We start from the raw sequence: 24367 nt of genomic DNA on the forward strand, positions 1-24367 counted from the left end.
ACATCAGGGATGAGCCGATGAGCAAGCATCAACTATTGGATTCACAGGCGGGATTTTACTACGGCACCAAGATCGGCGATGACAAATCGAGCTATAATATCGCGGAATATGTCGAAATAAATCACACTCTCGATATCGCAAGAATGAAACGTGCCATTCATCGCGTCATCAGCCAAACGCCGACGCTGCACGTTCTGTTTGATGAAGATAACGGTACGCCTTATCAATATCCCGTCACCGCCAACATCTCAGTGGAATGGGTAGATCTTTCGCAGCGCGCCAACAATATGGCCACCGCTATCGAATTAATGGAAGCGGATACCAAGCGCCCGTTCTCGTTGAACGCTGCGCCGTTATTCAGACAAAAAATCATTAGACTGGGTGAGCAACGCTTTCTGTGGTATTTCTGCAGCCACCATCTGCTGCTTGATGGTTACGGCACTTATTTGCTGATCCACCAAGTGGCACAGGCCTACCGAGGCCAAACGCAGCAACCGCAAGACGTACCTGCGATCGATGCCTTGCTCAGGGCTGAATCTGAGTATAAACAGTCAGCCGCCTATCAAGCGGACCGACATTTTTGGCAAGCAGCCAGCGCCTCACTGCCAGACCCGATGACATTAGCCTGCGCCAATATTCCCTCGGGACAAACGATCCGCCATGTGACTTCGTTGCCCTATCCTGCCGAGCGCCTTGCGCTGCAAACCGGGCACCCTTCTTGGCTGGCGCGCACTTTCGTGGCAGTGATGGCATATTTGTACTTGTGTACCGGCGAGAAACAGCAAACGATCGGCGTCCCAATGATGGCGCGAACAGACTCCCTGACGAGGCAGGCGCTGACTTGCAAAACCAACGTTGTTCCTTTGACGCTCGATATTGAGGACACGGCCTCATGCCGACAGTTGGCGCAAACCATTGAACGCATGCTCAGGCAACTCAAAAAACATCAAGCGTTCCGTTACGAAGAGATAAAAAGTCTGAGGAGCGTCACCAGCCGCTCGCCGCTGTTCAACATCGTGGTCAATATCATTCCCTTTGAAGCGGCAGCCTCATTTTCTTCCGCGCAGCGCAGCGAAATCCGTAATTTACGCTCAGGAGGCGCGCAGGATCTGGTCTTCAACATGCGTCCCGATCTCGATAACCAAACGCTTCGGCTGGAGATCGATGCCGACTCAGGGCTTTACGATGCGGCCAGCCTGGTGCGGCACAGCCAGGGGATACAGACCTTGTGCGACTTGCTGTATCACGACCCGGAAAATCTTTCCGTCGCGGCATTGCGACAACGTTTCCCGCTCTCGCTGCAGGGTAAAGCAGCCAACGAGAACGTGGTCGATATAATGCAACGTATCGATCGTGCCGTCGTTCAAGCGCCGCAACGCACGGCGATCCTCACGCCCGCACACGCTTCGTTGTCGCTAAGAGCGCTGTCTTATGCCGTTTTGCAGCAACAGTGGCGTGCGCTGGCCGATACCCTGGCCCCCGCCCGTGCTGCATACACCGTGCTGTTGCTCGACTTGCCGCAAGGGCCGGAAGCCATCATCTGCATGCTTGCTGCGCTGCAGTTGAAAATGCCGTTCGTCAACCTGAATGCCAAAGGGGATGGAGCGGCTCATCGTCAACTGCTTGAACAGTTTAGCGACGCTATCCTGATTACCGATCGCACACTTCCCTCCTTTCATTCCGAACCTGACGTATTGGCGCATTGGCGCGCATCGACACTCGATATGCCGGCGGATTTCGCGCACTTCACCGTGTTTCGCCGGCAAACAGCGGCAGAGGCGCCGCCATTCCCGGCCGGAACCGGCTATATCATGTTTACCTCCGGCTCGACGGGAATGCCTAAAGGCGTGATAGGCGCCCGACATGCTCTCAACGTTTTTGTCGATGCGGCGATAAAATGCTATGGCATTCAACCGCATGAACGCGTGTTGCAATTTGCGCCCTTGCATTTCGATGCGTGCATTGAAGAAATTTTCATGACGCTGGGTGCCGGCGCCCACCTGTGTATCGCCCCTGAGGCCGTCAAGCACAGTTTTGCCGCTTTCTTCACATTCTGCGCCGATCATCAAATCAGCCTGCTGGATCTGCCGACCGCCTACTTTAATGAGATGCTGTTCGCCTCCGGCGGCGAACAGACGCTGCCGCCGGCCGTCACGACCGTTATCATCGGCGGCGAAAGCCTTTCACCGCGAGCCAAAGAAAGCTGGTTCGCGCACTATCCCAAAGGCAGAAAGTTATTCAACTCCTACGGCCCAACCGAGACAACCGTGGTGGCGACGGTCGCCGAAATCAAAAACGATGGCGCCGCCGTGACGATAGGCGCACCGTTGGACGGTATATACACGGCGATCGTCGGCGAGGATCTCAGGCTGTTGCCGCTCGGCTGCAGCGGCGAATTACTGATAGCCGGAGCGACCGTCAGCCTGGGATATTTGCATCAGCCAACGCTGAGCGCGGAAAAGTTCGTCACCCTTGAGGTTAACGGCCATCCCATGCCCGCCTTTCGTACCGGCGATATCGCCTGCCAGCGCCAGGATGGGCAGCTGGTGTTCCTTGGCCGCAAAATTCGTGAAGCGAAAATCGCCGGGCAGCGCGTCAATATGGGTGAGATAGAAAGCTGTCTGGCCCGGTTGCCCGCAATTGTCGAAATTGCCGTGCTGGCCAAAAGCGGCGACGCGGGAACGGAACTGTACGCGCATTATCACAGCCGGCAGCCGCTCAGCGAGGCAATGCGCCGCACGCTGTATGGCGAACTGCCCAATGCACATATTCCTCAGCGCTTCGTGCATCACCCAACGCCGCTGGCCAAACTGGCTAACGGCAAGATTGATTATCGCACCCTGGAAAGACAATCCCGGCTGCCTGAACCCACACGGGAATTGCGTTCGACGACATTCAACACCCTGGTGAATGAGGTTTGGCTCGCGACGCTGGGCAGTGACGATGGCGACTTCTTCACGCTCGGCGGCGAGTCGCTGCAGGCCATAAAAATCATTAACGCGCTTAACGCCCACTGTCGGTTGGATCTGAACCTGAGCGACATTTTTGAACATCCGAGACTCGCCGATTTCTGCCGACACCTAACGCAGCTGGCCCATGCACGCTATGGCCTGGATCCGCAGCATCTGGACATCCGCTGCGCTATCGGCCGCCGCCTATCAACCGAGGCGCCGGCCAGCAGCCGGCTGTTTATTCAATCTCCCGAAGGCGCAGATGAACGACTTTTGTTGGCCGCCCTCGCCGACAAACACGGTGTGGACATTCTGTCACCGCAGGCGCTGCCGTTGCATGCTGAATGGCCGCTGAACGCGGCCATATTCAACGTACCGAACGAAGCCACGCAATATGCCAGCTGGCTTGATGCGCTTTCGGCCCTGCTGCTCGTCCTGCCCGGCCGAGTTAACTACATGATCTTTATGCATGATACAGCCGGCGGCGCCAGACTCACGCAAAGCCTGCTGCGCGATTTTCGGCATGAGCGGCTGCTGTTGCTGCATAAAACCGATTCGCGCCGCCAAGCCGTCGACGCCGGCGTTACTGAGTTGATAGCCTTTTCCGCGCGGCTTGGCTATTTCCCGCACATCCGGTTCGATACGGCCAATGAGCGATTGAACGGCTGCGTACTGAGGATCTTCGGCTTCGATGATGGCGAGAATATCGATCATCGCGCCGCCTTCACAATGGCACAGCGGAGAAACCCGGGAGTGCAGTTGTGTAGCTTGTCGCATTGGCTGAATTTGATTTCCGCCCACAGCGACAAACGCCCGAATAAAAGCGGTCGAACAGGGAAAGCTATCGACGTCAACATGGAAGGAGTGCACTGATGAGCGTCATCGGCCTGATCAATCTGATGGAAATGGCGAAACAGGGAGCAACATTCGGCGAGCTGTCGCCTCGACGCCAAACCATCGAGCATGTCGACGCCGCCGCCCTCAGTGCGGTGCAGGAAGACATCACCGCATTTTTATCTGTCTGTACGCCAGATAATGCAGTGCGAGACACCGGGGAGAAGCCTTGTTACACCGTCAATCACTACGCGGGGCAATACCTGTGGCTGTATGAAAACTTCACCAAGAACAGCCCGCTGTATAACATTCCGATCGCCAAAGAGATCCTGGGGCCCTTTGAACCCACGCGTTTGCTCGCCGCGCTGAAAAAACTACTCAAGCGGCACGGTGCGCTTTGCGGCCGCTATCGGCTAGACGGGGAAGCCATCACCGTTGACATCGTGCATCCTGATGAAACCATTTTCGAACACAGTCTCGAGGACATCAGCGGGCAGAATAGTGAGGAGCAGCAAAAAAGTATGCTAGCGGCGCTTAACGCCCAGTGCACGATTCCGTTTGATCTCGGTGCCGAGTATCCCCTGCGCTGCCGGATCTTGAGAAAGAGCGCGCAGCACCACTATCTGTTCTTGACCTTTCACCATTGTGTGGTCGACGGCTGGACGGCCAATTTGCTGGTGGATGAACTGAGCCGTGGCTATCACGCGCACGAAGAGCATTGCCATTATGACAACGGCCAGGCGTTTTTCCGCTACCTTGAAGACCCTTTCCTCGCCGTCGCCAATGTCGATGACAGCATGGCGTTTTGGCGCGATGAACTGGATGGTGCGCCGGAAAAACACGCGCTTGAATACGATATCGCCATCACCGCGGCAGGAAAAACACAGAATATCGTCAGAACATCGCTGACGAACGAACTGCAGTCGGCTCTGGCCCAGTTAGCCAAACATAACGGTACGACGCTGTTTACGCTGTTGCACTCCGCCTTCGCGTTACTGATTGCCAGAGAATCTGCGACGGATCGCGTGGTCATCGGTAGCCCGATCGCCAACAGGAACGAGCCAACGTTAAACGATGCCGTGGGCAGCTTCGTCAACACGATCGCTCACCAATTTATCATCACTGGCGACGACAGTTTCACCGCGCTGCTGCAAAAGAACGCGAATAAATTTGCGCGCGCTTTCAAACATCAGGGTTTGCCATTCTCTTACCTGGTTGAACAACTCAAGCCCACGCGCGGCAAGTTTCACCCCATTTTTCAAATCATGTTCGTCTGCCAACATCGCAAAAGCAATGAGCTAAATGTTGGCGGTGCGCAGGTTAACACCCTGCCGAGAGGCTATGCGCCGCCCAAGTTTGATCTGGTTCTGGAAGTGATTTCCAGCGCAGAGGGCATTCAGTTGGAATGGCAATACAACGCCAAGCTGTTTACGCCGGAGCGCATTGATGGATTGGCGCAAGCTTACGCATTGCTGCTGCAGCAAATTGCCTGCGATCCCTCGCGGGCCGTCGGCCACTATTCGCTGGCGTCAATGGCCGATAACCGGCAATTGCGTCAGCTCTCCATCGGACAGGCAATGCCGGAATTCTTGCGGCAACCTCTTTCCGATCGGCTGTTACGCACTGCCCACCAGCATGCGGATCGCCCGGCGTTGTACGAGGGCGATAGCGTATGGCATTACGATCGACTGTTGCGGCACGCCGGCCTCGTGGCGCATTGGCTGATCGCCCATACCGCCCCAGGCGCGCTCATCGCCATCGATCTTCCACGCGGCGCTCATCAAGCTATTGCGGCGCTCGGCGTGATCCTCGCCGGACGCGCCTACTTGCCGTTGGCCGAAGGATTGCCGGATGCCCGCGCAGCGGCCATTATGCGGATATCAGGTTGCGCCTGGGTTTTGAGCAACCAGGCTCACCATCGCGCCCGCTATCCGCAGACTACCCGCATTCAAGATCTGGAGGCGCTGTTTTCCCCTCATGTCACAGACACAGCGACCTTCCCGCCAGGCGAAGCGGAAGCGCTCGCCTATGTCATTTATACGTCGGGGACGACCGGCACGCCAAAAGGTGTGGCTATGGAACAGGGTGCCGTCACCAATACCTTGCTGACCATGAACCGACAGTTTAACGTTTCTCATCTTGACAACGTATTGGCGCTCGCCGATCTGGCCTTCGATTTATCGGTCTATGACCTGTTCGGCAGCTGGCTAGCCGGCGCATCGGTAACGGTGCTATCGCCGCATGAAGCGAAAGAGCCGTCAGCATGGCTAAATGCGATACGCCAGCGGCAAATCAGCATCTGGAACTCGGTTCCCGCCATCTTGCAAATGCTGGTGCAATATTGCGCACAAGAAAACATCCTGTCGCTGCCTCAACTGCGGCATATTTGGCTGAGCGGCGATCGCATCTCTTCGCGGCTGATCGCCGAGGCACATCGGCTTTGCCCCAACGCCACCATCACCAGCCTTGGCGGTGCAACCGAAGGGGCAATATGGTCAATTTATCATCCGGTTACACGAGATACGCACTACAGAAACGCCATCCCCTATGGAACCGCATTGCCAAATCAGAGCATGTGGGTGTTGGATGAAAAACTCGAGCCGTGCGGTTTCGGCGTTACCGGCGACATTTATATCGGTGGCGTTGGGGTTGCCCGCGAGTATTGGCGCGATAGCCAAACCACCGCCGGCAGCTTTGTGCTTTTCCCAACCACCGGAGAACGCGTGTACCGCACCGGCGATCGCGGCCGTTGGCATCGCAGCGGTTACATCGAGTTTCTCGGCCGCGAAGACCAACAGGTGAAACTGCAGGGTTTTCGCGTCGAATTGGGTGACGTCGAATTCGCGCTCAAAAGCAGCGAGCTGGTCGCTGAAGCGTGTGTCGTCTGTCGCGATGAAACCGGGAACGGCACACCGCATCTGGAGGCCTACATCACATTGACCGAGGCGGGGAAAACCTGCATTCAAGCAGAGCAAAGAATACGCGAGCTGGTTACGGCCGCATTGCCCACGTATATGGCGCCATCCCGCTATCATCTCATTGAACGTTTCCCGCTTTCACGCAACGGCAAATTGGATCGCACCTTGCTATCGCCAGGCGCCAAACGGAGTCAGGCCAGCGATGTTGCACCCGCGGCGTCCGCGGAACTCATGCTGCTACGAGAGCTGTTGGCGAATACGTTAGGCTGTACCCCAGACAAGATCGACCCCCATGCCAGCTTCTTCAGCAATGGCGGCAGCTCGCTTTCCGGCATCACGTTTTTGGGCAACATCAAGCGCGCCCTTAATGTGGAATTAACCCTGGCGGAAATCCTTGGCTACTCACAGCTCGATAAACTTGCCGAGCGTCTGCGCGCGAATGCGCCCCTGCCGTTATCGATGCTGTCCGGCTCAGCCGATCGCCTCTCTCTGCCCACCTTGTATTTGGTGCATGGCGCCGGCGGCCAGGTACATCAATATGCAAAGTGGACAAAACAGCTTTGTGCCTGCGCCAACATCATTACCATCGCCAGCCCGGGGTTGGCCGCGCCAGGCGCAGACGACACACTCACCCTGCAGCGATTGGCCGCCTCCCACTTGGCGGCCATACCGCGTGCCAAACGCGACACGGCCGTTATCGCCGGCTGGTCATTGGGTGGCCAATTAGCTGTCCATATGGCGGCGCTGGCCACGGAACAAGGCGCGCCCTTTGCGCATGCGGTGGTTGTCGACAGCGGTTTTCCCGCCCAGCAGCCCGCAGTGAAGCGACGTTTCAGCGTGGCCCAAAGTTACCTCAGTCTGTTCGACTCCCTCGGTATTGCGCGCCATTTGTGTCGGCGTCAAGAAACGAATGCGATAGACAGCTTCGCCAACGAGATAAAAATGCACTATGCGCTGAATCAGAGCGTGCTTGCGGAGAAGATCACGCTGGAACATGCCGAAACCTTCTGTTGGGCGCTGAAAAAATCGTTCGAACTAACGAATAACGCCGGCCCCCTGCCGCAGATAGCGATACCGCTAACGCTTTGGCTCAGCCAGCAACGTCAGCGTAAACACCCCCATCTTGCACAACGCTGGGAGATGCAATCCTCGCATAGCGTTCAACTCAGTTATTGTGCAGAAACGCATTACAGCATTTTAAACAACGCTCAACTTCTTCGAGCGCTGACGCAATTGCTGCACGCGTTGTCAACATCATTGGAATAACGCGAGAAGATACCCCCTATCAATCAAACCTATCGAGGCACTGATGAAATTACCAAGCAGTTGGATTTTTTTGTTCTGCTTTTACTACACATTTATGGATATTTTTTATTCTTTATTTTTTTCCGAAGACAGGAGGTTTACCAGCACAATCATTCAATCCTTTATCTTTTCAACCTTGCTAGTGGCATTTTTCTGGTATCGGAAAACTGCAAAAACCAAAAACCAATAATATAAGGAAGTCATTATGAGAGAGCTTACACTTAATGAAGTGAACTTTATCGCGGCAGCTGGGGATTTCAGCTATGCAGAGTTGGGCGGTGCAGTCGCTGCCGGCGCGGTTGGTGGAGCGATGACCGGCGCCATGGCTGGCGGCGTCGGTGCTGGCCCAGGCGCTGTTGCCGGTGCCGTTATCGGTGGTGCCGCCTATACCGCTGGCAAAATGGTGGAGTCCATGTTGGGTGGCAATAAACAAACATCGACGAACAATCCTGCCGACAGTAACTAATGCAGGAAGATTCGTATCCATCATATGAAAAGATTATTCATTATATTGTTCGCCATTTTAATCGGGCTTGTTGTTGGCGCGATTGCGGATTATTTCAGCCTCAATCGTTTCTTGAAATACGCCCTTATCGCCTTTGCCGTTATCGCCACGCATAAATTGCTCAATAGCGATCACGGGCGACGCTCAGCATGATCAACGTGGCTTATTTTAAAATTTAATTACTAAGGAGCAAGTATGCGCAATCTTACCTCTGAAGAATGTTCAATCATTTCCGGTGCAGGAGATCGCAGCGGTACATTGACGGTTTCCGCAGAAACTGTCGGCGCAGCGATCGGCGGCGGCATCGGCTCTATCGGTGGCGTGGCGGGCGGCGTTGTCGGCACTATTGTCGGCGGTGCTGTCGGTAACTATGTCACCGGCGATCGTGCCCCCGGCTCAGTTGGCCCATCAGGCATTCCCTGGGGCGGGAGCAACGGCGGCGGTACCATGTGGGGGAACAACAACAATACCGATTCGAACTGATCGGGGCCCTGCAAGCCTCGCGGTTGACCTCAGCGGTTAACATTGGCTTCAGCGCCTAAAGCGTCACATCATGCCAGGGTTATCATTGTGATAACCCTTTTTTCATGGGTTCACCGCAGGATGAGTGCGCGGTTGACGTAGCGAAAATATCGGGGTGAAGAGGCCAGGTAAAGCGAAGCTGACATTACCCGAGTCGAATGACTCTATCCGCAGAGGCAATCGTCGACGGACGGTGCGCAATAATCACGCGGGTAATGTTCAGTTGTGAAATAGCGCGGTTAATATGTGTTTCATTATCTAGATCCAGGTGGCTAGTCGCTTCGTCCATAAACAGAATGCTGGGGCGACGATAGAGCGCACGGGCTATCAATAAGCGCTGTTTCTGCCCGCCAGAAAGGCTCCCCCCCAGTTCGCCGATCAATGTTTCATAGCCCATCGGCATGTTTTGAATATCATCATGCATATTGCAACGTCGTGCGCACGCCTCAATACGCTTCAGATCCATTTCGGCATCAAATCCTGAAATATTTTCAGCGATAGATCCCGCCAGCAGCTTGTCATCCTGCAACACGCAAGCGATACATTGGCGATAATTATTAACGCCAATGTTGCTGATATCCATACCGTCGACCAGCACGGCCCCTTCATCCGGCGACAGCAACCCACACATTAACTTCATCAACGTGGTTTTACCCGCGCCGGAGGGACCGACAATCGCCACGCTTTCTCCCGCTGCAATGCTGAGATTCAAATCCGCGATAATGGGTTTCGCCAAGCGATCATACTGGTAGCGCAGATTCCGCACCCGAAGCTCCGCGGCTTTGCCTTTTGTGAAGAGCTGGCGCGCGGGCATTTGCGATTCCGGTGACGAAAGCACAATGTCCGCCACCCTTTCATTATGCAAACTCAGCATTCGCAGCTGAAGCATCATGTCGATCAGGCTGCTGGCACGCTCCGAAAACTGCCCGCGGTAGGCGTTAAACGCGATAAACATGCCGATCGTCATTTGATTGTCTATGACCAATGCCGCGCCTAGCCAAAGGATGATCACCTGATCGCAGGTGGCGATAAACGCCCCCAGGCCGCCAAACATCATGTTTAATTTGGTCAGCTTGATACCGGCATTGATCGTTTCTACGTTTAGATTCAGCCAATACTGCGAACGGGTTTCAGATAACCCCAGCGCCTTTAACGTACTGACGCTATACAACGTTTCCATGAAATGAGACCCGGCTCGTGCCCCTTTCACCAACTGCTCTTCCGACAGCTGCCGATAATATTGATAGGTCGACAACCTGAGAATAACGTATATCGCCGTAAAGCCGAGCACCACCCAAACCAACCAGCCGCCATAGAGCAGCATCATGATAAATACGCCTACGGACATGATGCCATCAATAATACTGCTGACGATGCTGGTAGTGAAAGTCGCTCTTATCGTATCCAATGAGCCGAAACGGGATTGAATATCACCCAACTTGCGCTTCTCAAAGAAGGAAAGCGGCAATTTCATCAGATGATCGAACACTCCCGCCTTCCACTGCACGTCTATCAACGCGCCCATGACGATAGAGATCCACGAGCGCAACATGGATACGCCGGTACGGAATAAAATAAAAAACAGCAATCCTATGCATATCAGCGCTAAAAGATCATGATCGCCGGCCAGAATCACATGGTCCATGACCAACTGCGTACCGACGGGTAACAGCAGATTAACCGTTTCAATCACGATCGACAGACAGAAGATCTTTAGCAAGGCCCCCTTGAGGCCGCGCACATTGCTCATCAGCTTGCGAAAACGCAATCTGCTTTGCTGTTTGATCGGCTGAAATTCACTGTCTGGCCACAGCTCAAGCGCTACGCCGGTAAAATGCCGCGACAGTTCATGCAACCCCAGCACTTTACGGCCAAAGGCAGGATCATGGATCACCGCCCGCCCTCGGCTGACACTGACAAGCACCACGAAATGCTTCATGTCCCAATGCAGAATACAAGGCATTTTCAATGCCTTAAGTTCATCGATATTCAGCGATAACGCTCTGGATTGCAGTTTCAGTGCGCTCGCGATGTCAATCAGCGCGGACAGCGTCGCCCCGCGTGAAGAAAAGCCGTAGCGGCTGCGCAGATTAAACAGATCGATTTGCAAGCCATGGTAATGGCATACCATCGCCAGACTGGCCAGCCCACATTCCGAGGCTTCAGTTTGCAGGATCTGCGGCACTTTGCGGCGCAGCGACAAATTGAGTTTGCCCTTTAGCGTGTCGAAATAAGATTCAGTCATTGATTGGCCCCATCAGGCTGTTTTTCATATCGTAGAAAGGCGAGAACATCCATTGATATAAAGGCCTTTTTTCCAGAAACAGCGTGGATTGAGCCCGCATGCCGTTAGTGAGCTGCAACGCCTTGCCCTGGTAACTGATATGCGTTTCATCCAGGGAAACGGTGACCTTGTAATAAGATGCCGTTTGCGCGTTGGGCTGATGCACGGGAGAACTGCTGTAAGTTGACATTTCTTGCATGGAGGCCGGCACATAAGCGATGCTTTCTATCCTGCCGGGAAACTGGCCAAACTTCTCATAGGGGAAAGCATCATAACGAATGTTGATGGCGTCCCCCGCTGAAACATAAGGCACACTGGCGTTCGGCAACCATAAAACTAGCTGATAAATCGCGCCATTACGTGGAATAATCTGTACCAGACTGTCACCGCTATTGACCATCTGACCCGGGGTAACGCTGAGAGATTCAATGCGGCCATCGCTCGGGGCGTTCACGATCAATGCGCCGCTGGCATCGGCTTCCGCTAACTGCCGTTGCAAATCATTACGCTGAAACTGGTACTGTGAAATTTGATTATCGAAATCTGCCGCGCGCGTAACGATGTCGCTTTCCAAATTCGTAATTTGCAACGATTCCTGAATGTGTTGGCTATGCAGGTTTTGGAACAGACTTTGTTGTTGATAAAACGAATAGGTTTGTCCGCTAAGCTGATCTTTGGTAATCAGACCGCGCTGCTGATATTCCTTATAGGAACGCATGTTGTCCTGAGCAAATGCCACCCCTTCTCGTGCGTTATCCAACAGCTGTTTGGACTGCATGTGCGCCAATTCATACTGTTTTTTTTGCGCGCGTAGATTTTCCAGCGTCATGCGCTTGTTGTCTTGCAACTTAAGGATGATGCTGTCAACGTGTTTTAACTGGTTTTCCAGCGCCAGGCGCGTATTGGCGCTCACTTTCCCGTTATCCGTCACCCGGCTGACATCAATCTGATAAAGACGCTGGCCTTTTTTAACCACGTCGCCCACTTCGACGAAGCGTTCCGAGATAAAACCCTGCTGGGGTGCAAACACATTGACTGAGCGGGGGAAGGTGGTGATTTCACCATAAACATTAATGCGGCGCGTATAATGACTGAATATAAGAAAAGAGAGGAAAACAAGAATAAATAAAAACGATAAAAGACCAAAGCACCAGGCGGGCAAGCCGTTTATCAATAAGGCCTTACCCGCCCATTTCGCCCGCTGATGATCCGTGGCTTCCTGTCGAAACAAATCACGCATGAAATCCCTTTCCAGAAATAAAGCTCAAGCCAATCCTGGCTCGTAAAATGCAGAAGTACACCGAAAAAACAGCAACAGTGATTAAAACAAGCCTGTTGCTTTTTAAGCAGCGATATCGTAAAGATAATTATTCTCATTATGATATAGAGCCCCCCGAAGAAATGCAATGCTTTTTACGCACTTATCCAGCAACATGGCTGTATATCACTAGGTATATTCATAAAAAACCAATAAAGAGTCTCCTAACCAAATAATCGTATTCAGACTACATCTCGGCATGTCCAATAAATAATCATGCGCCGCCCTTCCATTGTCTGTTTTTCATCCACAACGTGTGCAGCAATAACGCTATCAAGGCTTTCACTTCCTTATGTTAAAATTGTCGCCACGCGGTGTCGGCGTATTCCAATATGCCTTTGCGCCAACACCGCGAATGAAATCAGTCTGACACCGCCGCCTGATAAACCACCTTGCCGTCCACATAGGTGCGATAAATATTGCGATCGTCCCCCAGCGTCATCAGCACGAAGCCTTGTTCCGCCGGCGTGGCGCTGTTGGCGTAGCGTAACTGCTGCAGCGGCGTCACCGCCGGATCGAGCACCACGAAATCCGCCTCTTTGCCGACGTCGAAGTTGCCGATTTTGTCGTCCAGCGACAGCGCGCGGGCGCCGCCCAGGGTGGCGTGATAGAACGCTTCTACGGCGGAGAGCCGGTAATGCTGCAGCTGGCCGACCTTGTACGCCTCGCCCAGCGTGCGCAGCATATTGAAGGAGGTGCCTGCCCCCACGTCGGTGCCGATGCCGAGCTTCACCCGCTTGCGCCAGGCCTGCTGCAGGTCGAACAGCCCGCTACCGAGGAACAGGTTGGAGGTGGGGCAAAAGGCGATCGCCGAGCGGGTCTCGCACAGGCAGTCCCACTCCTGCTCCTCCAGGTGCAGGCAGTGGGCGAACACGCTTTTGCCGCCGGTCATGCCGTAGCGATGGTAAACGTCCAGATAGCTTTGGCTTTGCGGGAACAGCGATTTTACCCAGGCCACTTCCTGCGGATTCTCGCTCAGGTGCGTCTGCAGCCACACGTCGGGGAATTCTTCGCGCAGCCGCTGCACCTGCGCCAGCAGCGCCGGGGTGCTGGTTGGCGCAAAGCGCGGCGTAATGGCGTAACCGAGGCGGCCTTTGCCGTGCCAGCGTTCAATCAACTCGCGCGTGTCGCGGTAACTCTGCTCCGGCGTTTCCAGCAGCGCCTGCGGCGCATGGCGATCCATCATCACCTTACCGGCGATCAGGCGCATGTTCAGCGTTTGCGCCTGGCTGAACAGCGCATCGACCGACTGCGGATGCACGCTGCCGAACACCAGCGCGGTGGTGGTGCCGTTGCTCAGCAACTCCCGCAGAAAGAAGGCCGACATCGCGTCGGCGTGCCGCTCGCAGCCATAGCGGCTTTCGGTCGGGAAGGTGTAATTATTTAACCAGTCCAGCAGTTGGTCGCCATAGGCGCCAATCATTTCGGTTTGCGGATAGTGGATATGGGTGTCGATAAAGCCCGGTACGATCGGTTTGTCGCGATACTCCGTGACCGCGAAACCCGGCGGCAACAGCGCCTCACCCTGCTGCCAGCTGCCGAACCAGGCGATGACGCCCCCATTCAGCAGCAACAAACCGTCGGGAATGTGCCGCAGGCGTTCGTCAAGCTGTTGCGGTTCCTCCACGCAGGCCGCGATATCAAAAAAATTGCCACGAATAGCCGTGGTGAATTGCAGTGCCATTATTTTCTTCCTTGTGACGACCGGCCAATCTCACCCGCATAATAACCTGCGTCGATGAAACAATGCCTTCTGTTGCCCAAACTTAAAGACCAGGTTAAGCATAGCAAGCCGTGTGCCAACAGACCGACAAAAAATATATTTTCACGTTAAAACAAAGTGATACCAATTAAACAAAGAAAACCAACCGAAGAAAAAGAATAAAACACGCGGCGATCTTCGACGGCAGATTAATAGCAACCGTTTGCTTACCGGAATAACACCTTTGCTGCACCTTTAATGGGCAAAGGGATATTTTCGCGCCCGTCAGCCTATTTCAACGCGATAAAAAGAGGCCGGAACCATTCAGGAACCCACCCGACAAACTTGAAACGATAACCATTCTCAATTATCATCCGCGCATCTTTTTGACCAGCAATGCGAAAACCATGTCCGCCACCGCTTCCGCCCCGCACGCCGCGCTGTCGCGCCTTTACGCCACCCATCACGCCTGGTTGCAGGGATGGTTGCGCCGGCGGCTGGGCTGCGCTTTCGACGCGGACGATGTGGCGCAGGACACCTTTATGCGCCTGCTGAAAAGCGACGCCGCGGAGACCCTGCGCGAGCCGAAAGACTTTCTGGTCACCGTCGCCAAGCGGGTGATGGTCGATCTGTTCCGCCGCAGAACGCTGGAGCGCGCCTATCTGGAGATGCTGACGCTGATCCCGGAAGGCTACGCCCCGTCGCCGGAACAGCGCCAGAGCCTGTTGGAAAGCCTGCAGCAGATCGACGCCATGCTCGACGGCCTGGGGCCGAAAGCGAAACAGGCCTTTCTGCTGTCGCAGCTCGAAGGCCTGGGCTATGCGGACATCGCCGTGCGCCTCGGCGTGTCGGTCAGTTCGGTTAAAAAATACATGGCCAAGGCCACCGAACATTGCCTGCTGTTCAGCCTGGAAAACGACGTTTTCTCATGAGCAACGCCATTACCCCCGAGCAGCGCCAGGCGCTGAAGATGGCCGCACACTGGTATGCCCTGCTGTGCGATGAGCACGTCACCGACCGCCAGCGCCTACAGTGGCAAGCCTGGCACCAGCAGCACGCCGATCACCGCTGGGCCTGGCAGCGCGTCGAAGCGCTGCAGAGCCAGCTGCAGGGCGTGCCGGGCAAGTTCAGCTACCGCGCGCTCGATCGCGCCGGCCGCCAGTCGGCAATCGATCGCCGCACCCTGCTGAAGAGCCTGCTGCTGTTGCTTGGCGTAGGTGGCGGCGGTTTCCTTTACCAATCGCCGTTCGGCCGGGAGCTGCGCGCCGACTACCGCACCGCCACCGGCGAAATCAAACCCATTGTGTTAAGCGACGGCACCCAACTGGTGCTGAACACCGCCAGTGCGGTGGACGTGCATTACGACGATCGTCAACGGTTGATCCGTTTGCACGCCGGAGAAATCAGCCTGATTACCGGGCGCGACCCCCGGCCGCTGTGGGTGCAAAGCCCGCAGGGGGCGATGCGCGCGCTCGGCACCCGCTTTTTGGTGCGCGAGATCGGCGGCGAGACGCGCCTGACGGTGCTGGAGCATGCGGTCGAAGCGCAGCTGGCGCAGGATCCGCAGCAAACGCGCCGGGTGGACGCCGGGGAACAGATCGGCTTCAGCGCCTCGGCCTTCAGCGACAAGCAACCGGCTGCGGCGGAGGACGGCTGGCTGCGCGGCGTGCTGAGCGTCAGCCAATGGCGGCTGGACCAGGTGATCGCCGAACTGGCGCGCTACCGACGTGGCCACCTGAGCTGCGATCCGGCCGTCGCCGGCCTGCGCGTCAGCGGCAGTTTCCCGCTCAACGATACCGATCGCGCCCTCGCCCTGCTCAGCCAGACGCTGCCGGTGCGCCTGCAAAGCTTTACCCGCTATTGGCTGCAAATCGTTCCCGCCTGAATTTTTTAAATGAAAATGATAAAAAATCGCATTCTTGATTGTCCCTTTTGCTTCGCTCATCCGACTCCCAGGAAAACACTGCAGCAATAAATAAAAAATGATTCAGGAGAAGGTATGAACAACGCTTGGGGAAAGGGAGCGCCGGCTTCGCTTTGGGGAAAACGCGCCACGCCGCTGGCCGTGGCCATTGGCCTGGCATTCGCCGCACCGCTGACGGCGAGCGCCGCCAGCGCCGCCGCAGCCTATCATATTCCGGCCGGTGAGCTGGACGGCGCGCTGAACGCTTTCGCCGCGCGCGCCGGCATCGCGCTCTCGGTGGACGGCACGCTGACCGCCGGTAAACGTTCGCCGGGCCTGAGCGGCAGCTACGGCGTCGATGACGGCCTGAACGCCCTGCTGGCGGGCAGCGGCCTGCAGGCTATAGCGCTCGGCAACAACGGTTACACGCTGGCCAAACGGCCGCAGCCGCAGCCGCAGAAGGAAGAAGACATCACCGTGGTCGGTGACTGGCTGGCGGAAGGCCGCCAGGTAGACGTGTTCGAACATCCCGGTGCGCGCGACGTGGTGCGCCGCGAAGAATTCGCCAAAACCGGCACCACCGCCGTGCGCGAAGCGTTGAACCGGGTGCCGGGCGTGGTGGCGCCGGAGAACAACGGCACCGGCAGCCATGACATGGCGCTGAACTTCGGCATTCGCGGCCTCAACCCGCGCCTCGCCAGCCGCTCCACCGTACTGATGGACGGCATCCCGGTGCCCTTCGCGCCTTACGGCCAGCCGCAGCTGTCGCTGGCGCCGGTCTCGCTCGGCAATATGGACGCGATCGACGTGGTGCGCGGCGGCGGCGCGGTGCGTTATGGGCCGCAGAGCGTCGGCGGCGTCGTCAACTTCGTCACCCGCGCCATCCCGAAAACCTTCGGCATGGAGGCCGGCATGCAGGGGCAGCTCAGCCCGACTTCGCGCCAGGATCACCCGAAAGGCACCGGCAACCTGATGATCGGCGGCACTGCCGACAACGGCTTCGGCGCGGCGCTGCTCTACTCCGGCACCCGCGGCAGCGACTGGCGCGAGCACAGCACAACCAAGATTGACGACGTGATGCTGAAAAGCCGTTACGCCCCGAACGAGGTGCACACCTTCAATAGCCTGCTGCAATACTACGAAGGCGAGGCGGACATGCCGGGCGGCCTGAGCCGGGCGGACTACAACGCCAACCCGTTCCAGTCGACGCGCCCGTACGACAAGTTCTGGGGCCGCCGCCAGCTGGCGAACTTCGGCTATCAGTATCAGCCGGATCAACAGCACAAGTTCGACGTGCAGAGCTTCTACACCTACACCCTGCGCAGCGGCTATCTGGATCAGGGCAAAAATCTGACGTTGTCACCGCGCGAATACTGGGTGCGCGGCGTGGAACCGCGCTACAGCCAGAGCTTCCGCTGGGGAGACTCGGCGCATGAGGTCGGCGTCGGCTACCGCTACGTCAGCGAATCCACCCACGAGCTGCGCTACACCAGCAAGGCCAGCACCGGCCGGCTGCCGTCCAGCGCCAGCCCGTACGATCGCGATACCCAGTCCGGCACCGAGGCGCACGCCTTCTATATCGACGATCGCATCGACATCGGCGACTGGACCATCACGCCAGGCATGCGCTACGAGTACATCAAGTCGTATCAGAACAACTACATCAAGAACAACCGCCTCGACGTCAGCTATAACGCGCCGCTGCCGGCGTTGAACGTGATGTATCACCTTAACGAATACTGGAACCTGTACGCCAACACCGAAGGCTCCTTCGGCACCGTGCAGTACAGCCAGATGGGCAAAGCGGTCGACAGCGGCAAGATTGAACCGGAGAAGGCGCGCACCTGGGAGCTGGGCACCCGCTACGCCGGCGATGCGCTGACCGGCGAGATCGGGCTGTTCCTGATCAACTTCAACAACCAGTACGACTCCAACCAGGTGACCGACAGCGTGACCGCGCGCGGCAAAACTCGCCACGCCGGGCTGGAGGGCAGCCTGCGTTACGATCTGTCGCAGCTGACGCCGAAACTGGACGATCTGACCGCCTACGCCAGCTACGCCTACGTCAACGCCACTATCCGCGAAGACGGCGGCTACAAGGGCAACCAGGTGCCGTTCTCACCGAAACATAAAGGCACGCTGGGGCTGGACTACACGCCGGGCAACTGGGCGTTTAACCTCAACGGCGAGTTCCAATCCAGCCAGTTCGCCGATAACGCCAACACCGTGGCGGAAAGCGCCGACGGCAGCACCGGCCGCATTCCCGGCTATATGCTGTGGGGCGTGCGCGCCGCCTATGATTTTGGCCCGGAAATGGCCGGCCTGAATCTGGGCGTCGGCGTGAAAAACCTGTTCAACCACGAGTATTTCACCCGTGCCTATGACGATAATAACAAAGGTCTGTACATCGGCCAGCCGCGTACGATCTATCTGCAAGGCTCGGTGAAGTTCTGATCCCCGGCGGCGGGCGCACCTCATCGCGCTCGCCGCTTCATTCATAACGTGACATTGTCACCAACCCCGATCTTTCCATCTTGCCCAAGCGGCGAAAAATAAGTCGCTTCTGCCGTCAATGCGCGTAATATCGACGATCCGCCCTGATTTATGGGCGCGGATTTTTTGCCGTTCTGGCCTGAAAAGCGAGGGAAAATAAGATGAATCATAATGACCTTTCTCAGTGCCGCGTGGACACCGACCGTTTGTTGATTGCCCCCTTTACCGCAGCAGACGCCGACGATGTTTACCAGGCGATCACCCCCACTCTGACGCGCTTTATGGCCTTTGAGCCGGAGGCGTCGCCGGAAGATTTCGCCAACGTCTGGCAAGGCTGGCTGCCGCTGATGCGCGAAGGCGAAGAAGTGATCTTCGTCGCCCGTCGGCGCGAAGACCGGCAGTTTGTTGGCGTCGGCGGCGCGCACAACCTGCGCAGCCGCACCCCGGAGCTGGGCATCTGGGTGAAAGAGAGCCTGCACGGCCAGGGCTACGGGCGCGAAATCGTGCAGGGCATCGCGCGCTGGGTCAGCGAGCGCTTTCAGCCTCAGCACCTTATCTACCCGGTGGCCGAGCAAAATACCGCCAGCCGCCGCCTCGCCGAGTCGCTGGGCGGCGTGCTGGCCGGCAAGCGTGAAAACATCAAGTATGACGCCGTGGTCTACCACCTGCCGCCTCAGCATTGATCCGCGCCGGGCAGCCGGCCCGGTGCGGCCTTTTTTTCTCTGCGCCGCGATAACCGCTGCCACTGCCAGCGGGTTTGTGCTAATGATAGAGGCATGTAGGGTAAAAACAGTTGAGGAACAGCAACATGATTATTTTTGTTACCGGCGCCACCTCCGGTTTCGGCGAGGCAATCGCACGCCGTTTTATCCGTGAAGGCCATCAGGTGATCGCCGCCGGGCGCCGCCTTGAGCGTCTCGAAGAGCTGCGGGACGAATTAGGGCAAGCGCTGCACATTGTGCGGCTCGACGTGCGCAACCGCGCTGCCATTCAACAGGCGATTGAAGCACTGCCTGCCGAGCTGCGCCAGATCGACGTGCTGGTGAACAACGCCGGGCTGGCGCTGGGGCTGGAGCCGGCGCACAAGGCCAACGCCGATGACTGGGAAACCATGATCGACACCAACGCCAAGGGGCTGGTGAACATGACGCGCGCGCTGCTGCCGGCCATGGTCGAGCGCAACGTCGGCCATGTGATCAACATCGGCTCCACCGCCGCCAACTGGCCTTACGCCGGCGGCAATGTGTACGGCGCCACCAAGGCGTTCGTCAAACAGTTCAGCCTGGGACTGCGCGCCGATCTGCACGGCACGCGCATCCGCGTGACCGATATCGAGCCGGGCCTGGTGGGCGGCACCGAGTTCTCCAACGTGCGCTTCAAGGGCGATGACGGCAAGGTCAACAAAACCTACGAAGGCGCCGATGCGCTGACGCCGGAAGACATCGCCGAGTCGGTGTTCTGGGTCGCGACGTTGCCGGCGCGCGTCAACATCAACACGCTGGAAATGATGCCGGTCAGCCAGTCCTTCGCCGGGCTGAACATCCACCGCGGCGCCTGATCTCCGGCGGCGGGAGGCGACTCCCGCCGTGTTTGCTCAGGCTGCGCGCCAGCCTGAAACAATGATCAACATGCCCGCCAGCGCCACCCCCGCGCCCACCCAGTCCAGCGCAGACAGCTTCACCCCGTCCACCACCCGCAGCCACAGCAGCGCCGTCGCCACATACACGCCGCCGTAGGCCGCATAGACCCGCCCGCTGGCCGCCGGATGCAGCGTCAACAGCCAGACAAACAGCATCAGGCTCACTGCCGCCGGCAGCAATAGCCAGGCGCTGCCCTGCTTTTTGAGCCAGAGATAAGGCAAGAAACAGCCGATAATTTCAGCCAGGGCGGTGGCGAAAAACAACAGCGTGGTTTTTAACATCGGTCGCAGTTTTCTCTCGATAAAGTAAACGAATCGGCGCTTGGCTGGTGAATTTCAGAAGCGCGGTGGTATATTTGTCACCACGCCTGCGGGCGAAGTAACGCCAGTGTCGCCATCATCAGGCGCACTCACTCATAAGGATGAAACGATGAAAACATTTTCGACCCAACGACTGCTGCGCGGGATGCTGCCGGTCGCCATGCTGGCCGTTATGGGCGCCTGGCAGGCGCCGGCGCTGGCCGCCACCTGCACGCAGGGCAGCACCTGCGTCACCGTCGATGGCAAAGGCAGCGGCGCGATGAGCACCGAAGAAGCACGCCAGAGCAAAGAGCAGTGGAATGATACCAAATCCCTGCGCCACAAGGTTAACACTCGCGTCGAGAAAGAGTTCGACAAGGCCGATCGCGCGGCGGATGACGAAGATCGCTGCAACGACAGCAACAACGTCAACGCGTACTGGGAGCCGGACACCCGTAAATGTCTGGATCGTCAGACCGGGCGTCGGATTAATCCTTAATCCGCCTGCGGCGGGCGGGCAAGCGTGAAACCCGGCCGCCATTACTGCTATCCTGTTACAGGAAATCCATTGTCTAAAAGGATGACGTGATGAAGAAAACGCTGATATTAACCGCTGTCTTGCTGGCCGGCGCGCCGTTGGCGGCTCTGGCCTCCTGCGAAAGCGTGAAAGCGGATATTTCGCAGAAAATCATCAATAACGGCGTTCCGGAGTCCGGCTTCAAACTGGAGATCGTGCCTAACGATCAGGCCGATCAAGCGGGCGGCCAAGTGGTCGGCCACTGCGAAAACGACACCCAGAAGATCGTCTATACCCGCCTGAACAATGGCGACGATCGCGGTGACGCGGCGCAGACCGGCAGCAGCCAGGATACCTCCAACACGCAGTAAGCCGCATCGGCTATCCAGGGCGCAGTTCATTCACAGCCGCGCCCTTTACTTTTCCCTTACGCCTGCTCCGCCTCTTCCCCTTCGCCCTGCGGCCGACAACGCGCCGGGATCAGCATCGCCGCCGCCAGCGCCAGCAACGACACCAACGCCGAAGCCAGGAACACCCAATGCAGCGAAGCCGCCACCTGCTGGATCAGCTGCGCCAGCGCTTCGCTTCCCATGCTCTGCCGCACCGCCGGCTCCATCAGCCGCTGCACCGGATCGTCAACCTCCGGCAAACGCCACTGCAGGTTGAGGTTCAGCGTGGCGCCCAAAATCGCAGTGCCGATGGCCGAACCCACCATGCGGGTAAACACCGTACAGGCGGTGGCGATGCCGCGAATGCTGTAATGCGCCGCGTTCTGCACCGACACTAAAAACGTGGTGTTGCACAACCCCATGCCGGCGCCGACCATAAACGCCGCCACCCGGCCCCACAGCAGGCCGCCGGTCGGCTGCAGCATCAGCAGGATCAGGCCGCCCGCCACCAACAGCAGCGCACCCAGCAACGCCGTCGCGCGGTACGAGGTCATCAGCATCAAACGGCCGCTCAGCGTGCTGGCCAGCGGCCAACCGATCGACATCAGCGCCAGCGTGGTGCCCGCCTCCAGCGGCGAGCCGCCCATTACGCCCTGAATGAAAGTAGGCAGGAAGGCGCTAATGCCCATCATCGCCGCGCCGATCACCAGCCCGCCGATGTTGCCGGCGACGATCACCCGGCTTTGCCACAGCGCCAGCGGGAACAGCGGTTCGACCGCGCGCCGCTCCTGGCGGACAAGCAGCGCCAGCGACGCCGCCGCCAGCGCGAGCAACGGCGCCACCCACCATCCCAGGCTTTCCATCTGCAACAGCGCGAGCAGCAGCGCCGAAACAAACAGCGTCAGCCAGGCGGTGCCCGCCAGATCCAGCGCGTGCCGCCGCAGCTGCTGATGCGCCGGCAGATAGCGCCAGAGGAAGAACATCGCCAGCAGGCCGATCGGCAGGTTGACCCAGAACACCAGCGCCCACGGCAGGTGCTGCACGATAAACGCCCCCAGCAGCGGGCCGATGATCGCCGACACGCCCCACACGCTCGACAGGTAGCCCATCACCTTCGGCCGCTCGGTGGCGCTGTAGATGTCGCCGATGATGGTGGAGGCGATCGGCATGATGGCACCGGCGCCCAGCCCCTGCAGCAGACGGAAGCCGATCAGCCAATACATGTCGGGGGCGAAGCCGCACAGCACCGATCCCAGCAGGAACAGCGTGGCGCCGAAGAAGAACACCCGCTTGCGGCCGTAGAGATCCGCCAGCCGGCCGTAGATGGGAATGGTGATCGCCTGCGCCAGCAAATAGACCGCGAACACCCAGCCCAGCAGCGAAAAGCCGCCGAGATCGCCGATGATGGTCGGCATGGCGGTGGCGACGATGGTGGCTTCGATCGCCGACATGAACATCGCCAGCATGCAGGCGATCAGGATCAGCGGGCGATGGGTGATGGGTGCGGGTGAAACGTTATTTGTCATGGCGTTATGCAGGCTTCCTGGCGTTTTTATTTTCCTTGAGTATATCAGCAAGCGTCTGCGCCGAGTCTATCCGCCCTCACATCCTGCCTTTGCCGGCGGCGAATCGCACCATTTGGACTGATTGTTACGGCGTAACTTTTTGCTGCGGATTTTTTTTACTTTCCACGCATCCCAGCGCTGACGCGGTCTGCGGCGCCAATCTGGGCAAACTCAATCAGCTGATTTTGTTCATAAAACTTGGCACGCTCAACGTCAGGGTGCTATACCTTCCCTAGCCGGCGCCTTTGGGCTTCGTGCTTTCTCGGGTTTAAATATCAGTATCTTATGCTGATTAACTCACGTATTGAGCCTACGTTCAGCACGCTGTGCCGAACGCACCCTTCGCTCAATCTCGCTAACCTCATGCGAAACGCCCGTTTTGTACCGCCACGCCCGCCGGGCAGTGGGTAACAATCAGAGCGGAATGCGCCGCCTATCGGCCGCTCCGCGCAACGGAGGACGCAACATCATGCACAAGTCAGCGCCATACCGGCGCCTGCTCCTCGGGAGCCTGCTGTTTATCGCCGTCGTCGCGCTGCTGGTTTACGGCATCGGCTGGGAAACCCTCAAGTCGCGCCGGGAAGATTTGATTTACCTCGGCCAGCAGCACATGTTCCTGGTGGCGTGCTCCATGCTGCTGTCGCTGCTGGTCGGTATTCCCAGCGGCATCCTGCTGAGCCGCCCTTTCGCCCGCCGCTGGGCGGAGCACGTGATGCAGATCTTTAACGTCGGCAACACCCTGCCGCCGCTGGCGGTGCTGGCGCTGGCGATGGTGATCATCGGCATCGGCGACCGGCCGGCGGTGGTGGCGCTGTTCCTCGCCTCGCTGCTGCCCATCGTGCGCAATACCTATGCCGGCCTGCGTTCGGTGCCGCCGGCGCTGGTCGAGGCCGCCAACGGTATTGGCATGACCGCCGGGCAGCGGCTGCGCCAGGTCGAACTGCCCAACGCCCTGCCGGTGATCTTCGCCGGGGTGCGCATCGCGATGGCGATCAACGTCGGCACCGCGCCGCTGGCGTTTTTGATCGGCGCCAGCAGCTACGGCGAACTGATCTTCCCCGGCATCTACCTGAACGACTTCCCGACGCTGATCCTCGGCGCCGCCGCCACCGCGCTGATCGCCCTGCTGCTCGATCTGGCGCTGGCCGGTCTCGGCCGCCGGCTCAGCCCGCACACCGCATCCTGATGGGAGAAACGCGATGACTCGATGGTTACAACGCCT

Annotated in this window: 17 protein-coding genes; 12 read left to right on the forward strand and 5 right to left on the reverse strand. The window is 57.8% G+C overall.

Going from position 1 to position 24367, the window contains the following annotated elements; all coding sequences use genetic code 11:
* Positions 1 to 17 precede the first annotated feature (17 nt).
* The 4 genes from ACSBQQ_RS06770 (at position 18) to ACSBQQ_RS06785 (ending at position 8996) form a co-directional block, all read left to right on the forward strand.
* Positions 18 to 3824 (forward strand): AMP-binding protein, encoded by a 3807-nt coding sequence (locus tag ACSBQQ_RS06770; protein ID WP_060428150.1) that lies wholly within the window; start codon positions 18 to 20, stop codon positions 3822 to 3824.
* Positions 3824 to 7969, forward strand: coding sequence for a non-ribosomal peptide synthetase (locus tag ACSBQQ_RS06775; protein ID WP_060428152.1), 4146 nt, complete (start codon positions 3824 to 3826; stop codon positions 7967 to 7969). Before ACSBQQ_RS06770 ends, ACSBQQ_RS06775 begins: the two co-directional genes overlap by 1 nt.
* A 244-nt stretch (positions 7970 to 8213) precedes the next feature.
* On the forward strand, positions 8214 to 8474 hold the full coding sequence (locus tag ACSBQQ_RS06780) for a hypothetical protein (RefSeq protein WP_049196799.1): 261 nt from the start codon (positions 8214 to 8216) through the stop codon (positions 8472 to 8474).
* A gap of 234 nt (positions 8475 to 8708) precedes the next feature.
* Positions 8709 to 8996: a hypothetical protein gene (locus ACSBQQ_RS06785; protein WP_025302730.1), complete on the forward strand. Its 288-nt coding sequence runs from the start codon at positions 8709 to 8711 to the stop codon at positions 8994 to 8996.
* A gap of 184 nt (positions 8997 to 9180) precedes the next feature.
* Here ACSBQQ_RS06785 and ACSBQQ_RS06790 read toward each other — a convergent pair whose 3' ends face one another.
* The 3 genes from ACSBQQ_RS06790 to guaD all read right to left on the reverse strand — a co-directional run bounded on the left by ACSBQQ_RS06790 (position 9181) and on the right by guaD (position 14321).
* A complete protein-coding gene (locus ACSBQQ_RS06790) occupies positions 9181 to 11280 on the reverse strand; it encodes a peptidase domain-containing ABC transporter (protein WP_033648237.1) in 2100 nt (699 codons plus the stop codon).
* Positions 11273 to 12559, reverse strand: coding sequence for an HlyD family secretion protein (locus ACSBQQ_RS06795; RefSeq protein ID WP_033648236.1), 1287 nt, complete (start codon positions 12557 to 12559; stop codon positions 11273 to 11275). Before ACSBQQ_RS06795 ends, ACSBQQ_RS06790 begins: the two co-directional genes overlap by 8 nt.
* Positions 12560 to 12998: 439 nt before the next feature.
* Positions 12999 to 14321: a guanine deaminase gene (gene guaD, locus ACSBQQ_RS06800; protein ID WP_033648235.1), complete on the reverse strand. Its 1323-nt coding sequence runs from the start codon at positions 14319 to 14321 to the stop codon at positions 12999 to 13001.
* A 425-nt stretch (positions 14322 to 14746) separates the two neighbouring features.
* Here guaD and fecI point away from each other — a divergent pair, with 425 nt between their 5' ends.
* The 5 genes from fecI to ydfG all read left to right on the forward strand — a co-directional run bounded on the left by fecI (position 14747) and on the right by ydfG (position 20293).
* Entirely contained in the window at positions 14747 to 15271 is a 525-nt protein-coding gene (gene fecI, locus ACSBQQ_RS06805) for a ferric citrate uptake sigma factor FecI (protein WP_033648234.1), read from the forward strand.
* On the forward strand, positions 15268 to 16224 hold the full coding sequence (fecR, locus tag ACSBQQ_RS06810) for a ferric citrate uptake sigma factor regulator FecR (protein ID WP_033648233.1): 957 nt from the start codon (positions 15268 to 15270) through the stop codon (positions 16222 to 16224). The genes fecI and fecR overlap by 4 nt, the downstream gene beginning before the upstream one ends.
* A 114-nt stretch (positions 16225 to 16338) precedes the next feature.
* Complete coding sequence (gene fecA / locus ACSBQQ_RS06815; protein WP_033648232.1) at positions 16339 to 18696, forward strand: TonB-dependent Fe(3+) dicitrate receptor FecA; 2358 nt, start codon at positions 16339 to 16341, stop codon at positions 18694 to 18696.
* 200 nt (positions 18697 to 18896) lie between these two features.
* Positions 18897 to 19418, forward strand: coding sequence for a GNAT family N-acetyltransferase (locus ACSBQQ_RS06820; protein WP_033638468.1), 522 nt, complete (start codon positions 18897 to 18899; stop codon positions 19416 to 19418).
* 125 nt (positions 19419 to 19543) lie between these two features.
* The gene (gene ydfG, locus ACSBQQ_RS06825; protein ID WP_033648231.1) at positions 19544 to 20293 is read left to right on the forward strand and encodes a bifunctional NADP-dependent 3-hydroxy acid dehydrogenase/3-hydroxypropionate dehydrogenase YdfG; all 750 of its coding nucleotides are present in this window, start codon (positions 19544 to 19546) and stop codon (positions 20291 to 20293) included.
* 36 nt (positions 20294 to 20329) lie between these two features.
* Here ydfG and ACSBQQ_RS06830 read toward each other — a convergent pair whose 3' ends face one another.
* Complete coding sequence (locus tag ACSBQQ_RS06830) at positions 20330 to 20656, reverse strand: YnfA family protein (RefSeq protein ID WP_033648230.1); 327 nt, start codon at positions 20654 to 20656, stop codon at positions 20330 to 20332.
* A gap of 148 nt (positions 20657 to 20804) precedes the next feature.
* On the opposite strand from ACSBQQ_RS06830, the gene ACSBQQ_RS06835 reads away from it, so the two are divergent.
* On the forward strand, positions 20805 to 21173 hold the full coding sequence (locus tag ACSBQQ_RS06835) for a DUF1283 family protein (RefSeq protein ID WP_004938560.1): 369 nt from the start codon (positions 20805 to 20807) through the stop codon (positions 21171 to 21173).
* An 89-nt stretch (positions 21174 to 21262) separates the two neighbouring features.
* On the forward strand, positions 21263 to 21562 hold the full coding sequence (locus ACSBQQ_RS06840; RefSeq protein ID WP_033648229.1) for a DUF1161 domain-containing protein: 300 nt from the start codon (positions 21263 to 21265) through the stop codon (positions 21560 to 21562).
* Between the two features lie 56 nt (positions 21563 to 21618).
* Here ACSBQQ_RS06840 and ACSBQQ_RS06845 read toward each other — a convergent pair whose 3' ends face one another.
* Positions 21619 to 23106 carry an MDR family MFS transporter gene (locus ACSBQQ_RS06845; RefSeq protein ID WP_049196804.1) on the reverse strand — a complete coding sequence of 496 codons (1488 nt, stop codon included), beginning with the start codon at positions 23104 to 23106 and terminating at the stop codon, positions 21619 to 21621.
* Between the two features lie 508 nt (positions 23107 to 23614).
* Here ACSBQQ_RS06845 and ACSBQQ_RS06850 point away from each other — a divergent pair.
* On the forward strand, positions 23615 to 24331 hold the full coding sequence (locus ACSBQQ_RS06850; RefSeq protein ID WP_033638459.1) for an ABC transporter permease: 717 nt from the start codon (positions 23615 to 23617) through the stop codon (positions 24329 to 24331).
* The last annotated feature ends 36 nt before the right edge of the window (positions 24332 to 24367 follow it).

The organism is Serratia sp. G204Y, from assembly GCF_051172435.1.
Taxonomy (GTDB): Bacteria; Pseudomonadota; Gammaproteobacteria; order Enterobacterales; family Enterobacteriaceae; genus Serratia; species Serratia sarumanii.

Bases quoted from the DNA above. Each gene is read 5' to 3' on its own strand.
- ACSBQQ_RS06790 (WP_033648237.1), bottom strand. From the start codon at position 11,280: ATGACTGAATCTTATTTCGACACGCTAAAGGGCAAACTCAATTTGTCG.
- ACSBQQ_RS06830 (WP_033648230.1), bottom strand. From the start codon at position 20,656: ATGTTAAAAACCACGCTGTTGTTTTTCGCCACCGCCCTGGCTGAAATT.
- ACSBQQ_RS06820 (WP_033638468.1), top strand. From the start codon at position 18,897: ATGAATCATAATGACCTTTCTCAGTGCCGCGTGGACACCGACCGTTTG.
- ACSBQQ_RS06775 (WP_060428152.1), top strand. From the start codon at position 3,824: ATGAGCGTCATCGGCCTGATCAATCTGATGGAAATGGCGAAACAGGGA.
- ACSBQQ_RS06845 (WP_049196804.1), bottom strand. From the start codon at position 23,106: ATGACAAATAACGTTTCACCCGCACCCATCACCCATCGCCCGCTGATC.
- fecI (WP_033648234.1), top strand. From the start codon at position 14,747: ATGTCCGCCACCGCTTCCGCCCCGCACGCCGCGCTGTCGCGCCTTTAC.
- ACSBQQ_RS06835 (WP_004938560.1), top strand. From the start codon at position 20,805: ATGAAAACATTTTCGACCCAACGACTGCTGCGCGGGATGCTGCCGGTC.
- fecA (WP_033648232.1), top strand. From the start codon at position 16,339: ATGAACAACGCTTGGGGAAAGGGAGCGCCGGCTTCGCTTTGGGGAAAA.
- ACSBQQ_RS06785 (WP_025302730.1), top strand. From the start codon at position 8,709: ATGCGCAATCTTACCTCTGAAGAATGTTCAATCATTTCCGGTGCAGGA.
- ydfG (WP_033648231.1), top strand. From the start codon at position 19,544: ATGATTATTTTTGTTACCGGCGCCACCTCCGGTTTCGGCGAGGCAATC.
- fecR (WP_033648233.1), top strand. From the start codon at position 15,268: ATGAGCAACGCCATTACCCCCGAGCAGCGCCAGGCGCTGAAGATGGCC.
- ACSBQQ_RS06795 (WP_033648236.1), bottom strand. From the start codon at position 12,559: ATGCGTGATTTGTTTCGACAGGAAGCCACGGATCATCAGCGGGCGAAA.
- ACSBQQ_RS06770 (WP_060428150.1), top strand. From the start codon at position 18: ATGAGCAAGCATCAACTATTGGATTCACAGGCGGGATTTTACTACGGC.
- guaD (WP_033648235.1), bottom strand. From the start codon at position 14,321: ATGGCACTGCAATTCACCACGGCTATTCGTGGCAATTTTTTTGATATC.
- ACSBQQ_RS06850 (WP_033638459.1), top strand. From the start codon at position 23,615: ATGCACAAGTCAGCGCCATACCGGCGCCTGCTCCTCGGGAGCCTGCTG.
- ACSBQQ_RS06780 (WP_049196799.1), top strand. From the start codon at position 8,214: ATGAGAGAGCTTACACTTAATGAAGTGAACTTTATCGCGGCAGCTGGG.
- ACSBQQ_RS06840 (WP_033648229.1), top strand. From the start codon at position 21,263: ATGAAGAAAACGCTGATATTAACCGCTGTCTTGCTGGCCGGCGCGCCG.